General features: G+C 74.5%; 6 protein-coding genes. 3 read left to right on the top strand and 3 right to left on the bottom strand.

Features of this window, described 5'->3' with window-relative positions; genetic code table 11:
• The first annotated feature begins 110 nt into the window (after nt 1–110).
• On the top strand, nt 111–935 hold the full coding sequence (locus DY240_RS25390) for a HoxN/HupN/NixA family nickel/cobalt transporter (protein ID WP_119662481.1): 825 nt from the start codon (nt 111–113) through the stop codon (nt 933–935).
• Between the two features lie 3 nt (nt 936–938).
• On the opposite strand, the gene DY240_RS25385 is transcribed toward DY240_RS25390, so the two are convergent.
• Nucleotides 939–2,429 carry a DUF7059 domain-containing protein gene (locus DY240_RS25385; RefSeq protein WP_233552873.1) on the bottom strand — a complete coding sequence of 497 codons (1,491 nt, stop codon included), beginning with the start codon at nt 2,427–2,429 and terminating at the stop codon, nt 939–941.
• A gap of 17 nt (nt 2,430–2,446) precedes the next feature.
• Between DY240_RS25385 and DY240_RS25380 the strand changes: the two genes are divergently transcribed.
• Both DY240_RS25380 and DY240_RS25375 read left to right on the top strand, forming a co-directional pair.
• Nucleotides 2,447–2,755, top strand: a complete 309-nt coding sequence (locus tag DY240_RS25380) for a DUF2470 domain-containing protein (RefSeq protein WP_199702403.1) — start codon at nt 2,447–2,449, stop codon at nt 2,753–2,755.
• A gap of 41 nt (nt 2,756–2,796) precedes the next feature.
• Nucleotides 2,797–3,693, top strand: coding sequence for a phosphotransferase family protein (locus DY240_RS25375; RefSeq protein WP_119662480.1), 897 nt, complete (start codon nt 2,797–2,799; stop codon nt 3,691–3,693).
• Here the strand turns inward: DY240_RS25375 and DY240_RS25370 are convergent.
• A complete protein-coding gene (locus tag DY240_RS25370) occupies nt 3,690–4,340 on the bottom strand; it encodes a LysE family translocator (protein ID WP_119662479.1) in 651 nt (216 codons plus the stop codon). The genes DY240_RS25375 and DY240_RS25370 overlap by 4 nt on opposite strands.
• 173 nt (nt 4,341–4,513) lie before the next feature.
• Nucleotides 4,514–7,740, bottom strand: a 3,227-nt coding sequence (locus DY240_RS33780; protein WP_119662478.1) for an HtaA domain-containing protein, incomplete at its 5' end; no start/stop codon positions are given.

The following is a 7,740-nucleotide window of genomic DNA, read 5'->3' as shown; positions in this document are numbered from 1 at the left end:
GCCCTGGCCGGCGGGCTGCTCTGGTGGCGACGCGGCGCGGGCCGGCGCACCGCCGCGGAGCCGGCCGCCGGCGACGTCCCCGCTGCCGCGCACACCGTCGAGGCGGCCCGGTGAACTGGCTCTACGAACTCGACAACCGACTGATCGCGCTGTTCGACAATCCCGGCGTCTGGTGGGCCGGACTCGTGGTCGCGGTCGTCGTGGGCTGCGCGCACGCCGTCGCTCCCGGGCACGGCAAGACCATCGCGGCCGCCTACCTGGTCGGCGCGCACGCCCGCTACCGGGACGCCGTCGTGCTGGGCGCGATCGTCGCCGGCATGCATACGTTCTCGGTGCTCGTGCTGGCGCTGGGCTGGGTCGGCCTGACGGCGTCCGGCGGCACCGACACCCGGCTGCTCACGTCCTGGCTGCAGGTGATCTCGGCGGTGATCGTCGTCGCCGTGGGCGCCGGGCTGCTGCGGCGGTACGTGCGCAGCGTGCGGTCCGAGCCGGCCCTGGCCACCGCCGGGCACGGCCACGGCCACGGCCACGGCCATGGCCATGGACACGGCCACGGGCATGGTCACGGGCACGGACACGGGCCGCCGCCCGGAGTGGCGCCGTGGTCGCGACGGGGCCTGGTCGCGCTCGGGCTGTCCGGCGGGCTGCTGCCGTCGCCGTCGGCGTTCCTCATCCTGGTCAGCGGCATCCTCACCGGCCGGACGGCGTACGCGCTGATCCTCGTGGTCTGCTTCGCCGTCGGGCTGGCCGGGACGCTGACCGCCGTCGGCCTGCTGGTGATCAAGGGCAGTTCGCTGCTGACGGACTCCGCGTACCGCTCCTCGCGGCTGGCCCGCATCACCCGCGGCGTGCCGCTCCTCGCCGCCGTCGGCGTCACGCTCGGCGGGCTGATCTACCTCGTCGTCGGCGTCACCGCCGTCGCCGGCGCCTCCTAACGGTTATCGCGCGAACTCCAGGAAGCCGTCCTGGACGAGCTCCCGCATCCGCGGCAGGAGGTCGGCCCGTAGCTCCGCCGCGTCCACCGACAGCACCGTCGCCAGCGCGTCGATGATCGTCCCGGCCGGCAGGGTCCCATCGCAGGCGCCGACGAAGCCGGCCTCGGCCGTTCCGGCGGTGACGGCGCGCAGCAGGCCGCGCCGCTGCCGCAGCACGATGTGCTCGGGATCCTCGTCGCCGGGCCGCCCCACCTGCTCCTGCACGACGTCGGCGGCTTGGACGAGCCGGGCGGCCAGCAGCTCGTCGTCGCCGACCCGCAGCTCGGACACGCGGTCGAACCACGCGCCGACCGTCGGCCCGAGGGGCTGCTCGACGGCGTGCGGCCACTCCTCGATGCGGACCGACGGATCGGCCGCCCCGGACCGCCGCAACGCGATCCAGCCGAACCCGATGCCCTCGACGGCCTGCTCGTCGAACCAGCGCAGCCAGTCGGCGTACCGCTGGGCGTAGCCGGCGTCGCCGACTTCGCCGGAGTCGCGCAGCCACAGCTCGACGTACTCGGCGGGGTCCTCCACCTCGCGCTGGATCACCCAAGCGTCGCAGCCGGTCGACGCGACCCAGGCACCGAGACGGTCCCGCCAGTCCGAGCCGCGCACGTGCGTCCAGTTCGCCAGCGACTGCAGCAGCCCGCCCTCGGCCAGGTGCCGGGCGCCGTCGACGACGACGCGGCGGGAGATCTCGTCGCCGGGCAGGCCGCCGTCGCGGTAGACGTGCGTGCCGCCGGGCGAGACGACGAACGGCGGGTTGGTCGCGATCAGGTCGAACGTCTCGCCCGCGACCGGCTCGAACAGGCTGCCGCGGCGCAGGTCGACGTCCAGGCCGTTCAGGCGCGCGGTCAGTGCCGCCAGCGCCAGTGCTCGCGGGTTCACGTCCGTCGCGACCACGTGCGCGCTGTGCCGGGCGAGGTGCAGCGACTGCACGCCGCACCCGGTGCCGAGGTCGAGCGCCCGCGAGACCGGCCGGCGGACGGTCAGCTGCGCGAGCGTGCTGGAGGCGGCGTTGAGGCCGAGGACGTGGTCGTCGGGGATGGGTGCCCGCTGGCCGTCCATGCCGGGCGTGAGGTCGGCGGCCACCCACCAGTCGCCGGCGTCATCGGCGTACGGCCGGATGTCGACCACGGCCCGGACGGTGTCGCCGTCGGCGCTCGCCTCGAGGATGCCGCCGGCCAGCAGCGGCTCGACCGGCAGCACCCGCTCGAGCAGCCGCCGCTCGACCGGCGCCTGCAGCGACCACAGCCGCGCCAGCAGCGCCGGCGGGTCGTCCCGCCCGGCGAGGGCGAGCCGGCCCGGCGTGGTCTCGTTGCGGTCCAGCGCCGCGGCCGCCCGCGCACCGAGCAGGTCGCGGACGCCGTCGACGGTGTATCCGGCCGTCGCCAGGGCGTCGCGCACGCGGGCGACGTCGTCGTCGGACAGGCCCGGATGAGGTGTCGTCACGTGGGTATTCTCACCCGGTGACTGAGAACGCCTTCGGCCCGGATGTGGTCACCGCCGTCGCCGCGCACATGAACGAGGACCACACCGAGGACTCGTTGATGATCGTCAGGACGCTCGGCGACACGCCGGAGGCCACCGCTGCGGAGCTGTTCCACGTCGACGCAACCGGCGTCGACTTCAAGGTGACCGTCGGCGACGACGAACGGGCCGTCCGCGTGCCCTTCAGCCGCCCGCTCACCGAGCGGGGTGACATCCGCCAGGAGCTGACGCGGATGTCCGCCGAGGCCGCCGCCGCACTGAGCGGCCCGGCACGCACCGAGGACTGACGCTGGCGCGCGCGGCCGGCGTCCGGATCCGGTACGCCGACGTGCCGGCGGCGGTGCGCGACTGGGCCGAGGCGACGCTCGGCTCGACCGTCGTGGCGACGCGCGAGCAGTCCGGCGGGATGTCGCCCGGGTGCGCGACCCGTCTGGTGACCGCCGGCGGACGGACGGCGTTCGTCAAGGCGTGCGGCGCGGCGCTCAACGAGCGGACGCTGCTGCTGTTCCGGCGCGAGGTCGAGGTGCTGCGGGCGCTGCCGCCGGCGCCGTACCGGCCGGCTCTGCGCGCTGCGTACGACGACGGCGACTGGGTGGCGCTGCTGCTGGAGGACGTCGACGGCCGTCCGCCGGACCTGGCCGATCCGCACGGCGCCGACGCGTCCGTCGTCCGGGACCTGGTCGAGCGGCAGGCGCGCGAGCTGACGCCGTCGCCGATGGGTGCGACCCTGCGCCGGATGCCGGAGATGGCCGCGATCTGGCGCGGCCGCTGGGCGGAGCTCGCCGGCGCACCGGACGGGGTCCTGCCGCCGTGGACGGCCGGGCGAATCCGCGACCTGTACCGGCGCGTCGCGACGCTGCCGGAGCGACTGACCACCGAGTCGCTGTGCCACTGGGACGTGCGCGAGGACAACCTGCTGATCCGGCCCGACGGCGCCGCCGTCATCGTCGACTGGGGGATGTCCTGCCTCGGCCCTTCCTGGGCCGACGCGTTCATGCTGGCTCTGACCTGGGTGGAGACGCCGGCGTTCGACGAGCTGCTGGCGGCGCACCCGGTCGATGACGACCTGGTGACCGACCTGCTGATCACCGTCGCCGGATCGCAGGCCTGGCGCGGTGCCCAGCCCGCGCCGCCCGGGCTGCCGACGTTCGCCGCCTACTGCCGCGCCGAGGCCGAACGCGCGTTCGCCGGCGTCCATCGGCGGCTCGGCGCCGGTGGGCGCTAGGTCGCGGCGGCCACCGGCTTGGACCGGTCGGTGAGCATCCGCACGGCGAGCCCGGCCAGCACCGACCCCATCACCCAGCGCTGCGCCCGCAGCCACGCCGGCCGCGAGCCGAGGAACGACGCCAGTGAACCGGCCGTCAGCACGATGAGCGCGTTCACCGTCAGTGCCACCGCGATCTGGGTCAGCCCGAGCAGCACGCTCTGCGTCGCGACACTGCCGCGCGCGGGGTCGACGAACTGCGGCAGCAGTGACACGTAGAGGATCGCGATCTTCGGGTTGAGCAGGTTGGTCAGCAGGCCCATGGCGAACAGCCGGTGCGGCGGGTCGGCCGGCAGCGGCTTCGGCGCGAACACCGACTCGCCGCCCGGGCGGATGGCCTTCCACGCCAACCACAGCAGGTACGCCGCGCCGGCGATCTTCAGCGCCGTGTAGAGCGCCGGGACCAGCGTGAACACAGCCGCGATGCCGGCGGCCGCGGCGAGCAGGTAGACGAAGAACCCCGCCGCGACGCCGGTCAGCGAGATGAGTCCAGCCCGGCGTCCCTGCGTGACCGACCGCGACACCAGGTAGATCATGTTCGGCCCCGGCGTGAGCACGAGGCCCAGCGCGACGGCCGCGATTCCAAGCAGCGCTCCGGTGGTCACCATGCTCGAACCAACCCGCCGCCCGCCGTCCCGATTCCACGCCACACAAGTTGATCTTGGAGTTGTTCGGCAATTGGCGTGCGATATGTCCGATAGATGGCCGAACAACTCCAAGATCAACGGGGTCGTGGGGGGGCCGGGCCGTCCACGACGAACGGCCCGGCACCCGGCCGGCGTCAGGCCCGCCGGCGGCGGTCGTACAGGGCGACGGCGATGCCCCCGGCCAGCAGCGCCAGCCCGGCGATCAGGATCGCCACCGGGTCGGTCCCGGTGTCGGGCAGGCCGCCGTCCCCGTCGTCGCCGGTCCCGCCCGCCGAACCGCCGTCCTCGGCCCCGCCGGACTCCTCCCCGCCGGACTCCTCCCCGCCGGACTCGTCCCCGCCGGACTCGTCCCCGCCGGTGTCGTCGCCGTCGTCCCCGCCCGTGGCGGCGGCGGTGACGGTGAACGGCGCCGACGCGGTCAGCGCGGAGTCCGCGCCGGTCAGGGTGACGGTCGCCGGGCCGACCGGCGAGTCCGCCGGGACGGTCCAGTCCAGCGCGACCCAGCCGTCGGCCGACGTGGTGCCGCTGACGGTGACCGGCTCGGCCTGTGCCGCCTCGGCCAGTTCGTCGGCGCTGACGAACTCCAGCGGGACCCGCAGGTCGAACGCCCGGTTGGCCGCCGACCGGTGATCGGTGCGCAGGTAGAGCACGCACCCGGCGTCGCAGTCGGCGTACTCGTCGGCCGCGACCAGCGAGAGCGACGTCTCGGCGACGCCGTCGGCGATCGGCACCACGACGTCCTCGCTCCCCAGGTACGGGAAGTTGGTGATCCACCGCGAGGTGCCGGACTCGCCGGTCGTGTCGGCGCCGCCGATGGCCGGCGTCGCGACCTCGCCGGGGCCGTTGTCGACCGCCGTCAACAGGTAGAACCCGGCCGGCGCGTCCGGCGTGTTCTCCTCGCTGGCCGGTTCCAGCCCGGTCAGCGTGACGTCCAGCTCGCCGCCGTCGACCACCAGGAGCCTGCCGTCGCGCTGGACCAGCGGGTTCCCGTCCGCCGACCGGACCGTGACGGCCTGGCCGTGGTCGTTGTCGAAGGTGAGCTCCTCGGTCGCGGCGTCGACGACGATGGTCGCCTCGACCGTCTCCTCGGCGCCGAAGCCGGTGCCGGTGAACGTCACCGTCTCGCCCTGCGCGACCGTCTCCGGGTCCACACTGACCGCGGGGTCGGGCTCGGGTTCCTCGTCCGCCTCCTCGACGGTGAACGCGGTGCTCGCCAGCGACTCGTCCGCGACGACGAGGTCGACGGTGTGCCCGCCGGCCGCGAGGCCCGCCGGGACCGTCCAGCCGATCTCGACCGTGCCGTCGTCACCGACGGTGCCGGTGCCGGCCTCGAGCGAGGCGGCCCGGGCGCCGGTCGCCGCGGCCGCCGACCCGTCGGCCGGGACGGCGAACGTCACGGGGTCCAGCTCCGTGCCCGCGGGGTAGAAGTCCGCGAACGCCGCGACGCCGTCCTCGGTCAGCGTCGCCGGCACCGCGGACGCCGCCACGACGCCGTCGATCTCCGTCACCGGGTGGTCGGTGAAGTCCAGCGCCGCCAGCTCGACGTCGTCGTAGGTCACCAGCTCGCCCGACGACAGCGACCGGCTCACGACGTCGGCCACCAGCACGCCGTCCGTCGCCGACGACACCGTGACCCGTGGATCGGTGACGGTCAGCTCCAGCAGCGGGCCGGACCCGGAGTCGTGCCCGGAGAAGTACACCTCACCGCCGAACGACATCGCCGTGGCATCACCCGTGCCGGAACCGAACCGGAACGTGCCGTCCGCGTTCTCCGTCGCCGGCTCGCGCACCTCGATCGTGCCGTGCGCGATCGGACCGGTGATGTAGTTCCGGAACGACGCCTTCACGCCCCAATCCAGCGTGCCGGTGCCACCCGGCGGCGGCGCGTCGCGGTCGACGACCGCCGTCACCGTCGCGCCGGGCTCGAACCCGGTGCCGGTGAAGGTGACCGGCTCGCCCTGGACGGCCGGGTCGGGGTCGACGGTGACGGCCGGCGGCTCCGGCTCGGGGCCGGGGTCGGTCGCGAACGTCACCGGGACCAGCACGTCCTGGCTGCGGTCGGCGCGGTAGTCGACCGGCGTGGCGTCCGACGCCTGCGCCGAGCTGAAGCTCGCCACGAAGCAGGCGGTCGTCACGCAGTCCGCGCCGCTGCCGGTGACGGTGCCGGCCAGCGTCAGCGTCCGCGACAGCGCGCCGGACGCGTCGGCCTGCACGACCTCGTGCTGCAGCCAGCCGGTCGGCCAGCCGAACTCGGGGTCCTGCTCGGCGTTGGCGGTGATCGCCAGCGAGATGCGCCGGTTCGGCGCGAACCCGGTTCCCTCGATGGTCACCTCGCTGCCGACCGCGAGCCCCTCCGCCGGGGTGACGGTGAGCTGCGGGGTGCGGGCGCCGGCGAACGCGATCGGGGTCTGCGTCGTGTACGCCGGGTCCGCCTCCGGGTCGACCGGCGACGTGTACACCGCCAGCGTCGTGCCCGGCTCGACGGTGCCCGTCGTCAAGGTGACCTCGAACGTGCCGAGCGCCGCCCGGGCGAACGAGAGCGGCCCGCCGACCGGCTCGAACGTGACGGTCTCGACGGGGTCCAGCTCGGGCACGCTGCCGTCGCCGGTGACCACGCCGACGCCGACCCGCAGCCCGCCGGCCAGGTCGGCCGGGGCGAACCCGGACCCGCTGACGGTGATCTGGTCGGCGTACGGGTCGAGGTCCGCGACTTCGGACACGACGACCGTCGGCGTCGGCGCCGGCGGCTCGTCCTCCAGCGTGACGGTGAACGTGACGGGGTCCAGCTCGGTGCCCGCGGCATAGAAGCCGGCGAACGCCTCGGCCCCGGCCTCGGTCAGCGCGGCGGGCACGCCGGACGCCGCCGCGACACCGTCGGTGACCGTCACCGGGTGGTCGGTGAAGTCGAGCGTGGCGAACTCGACGTCGTCATAGGTCACGAGCTCGCCGGAGTCCAGCGACCTGCTCACGACGTCGGCCACCAGCACGCCGTCCGTCGCCGACGACACCATGATCCGCGGGTCGGTGACGGTCAGCTCCAGCAGCGGGCCGGACCCGGAGTCGTGCCCGGAGAAGTACACCTCGCCGCCGAACGACAGCGACGCCTCCTCGGCCAACCCGGACCCGATGCCGTCGCCGAACCGGAACGTGCCGTCCGCGTTCTCCGTGGCCGGGTCGCGCACCTCGATGGCGCCATGCGCGATCGGACCGGTGATGTAGTTCCGGAACGACGCCTTCACGCCCCAGTCGAGGTAGTTGTCGCCGGCCGGCGGCTCCTCGTCGTCGGTGACGGTGAGCGGGACGGACAGCTCCTGATCGGCGTTGACGGTGCCGCCCGCGGCGTACGTGTAGATGCCGAGCG

Origin of the sequence: Jiangella rhizosphaerae (assembly GCF_003579925.1) — a bacterium.
GTDB lineage: Bacteria > Actinomycetota > Actinomycetes > Jiangellales > Jiangellaceae > Jiangella > Jiangella rhizosphaerae.
The sequence above is the reverse complement of the archived record's forward strand: the minus strand, read 5'-3'. Positions and strand labels throughout refer to the sequence as shown.

Coding starts and splice junctions, on each gene's coding strand:
- DY240_RS25370 (WP_119662479.1), bottom strand. CDS start 4,340: ATGGTGACCACCGGAGCGCTGCTTGGAATCGCGGCCGTCGCGCTGGGC.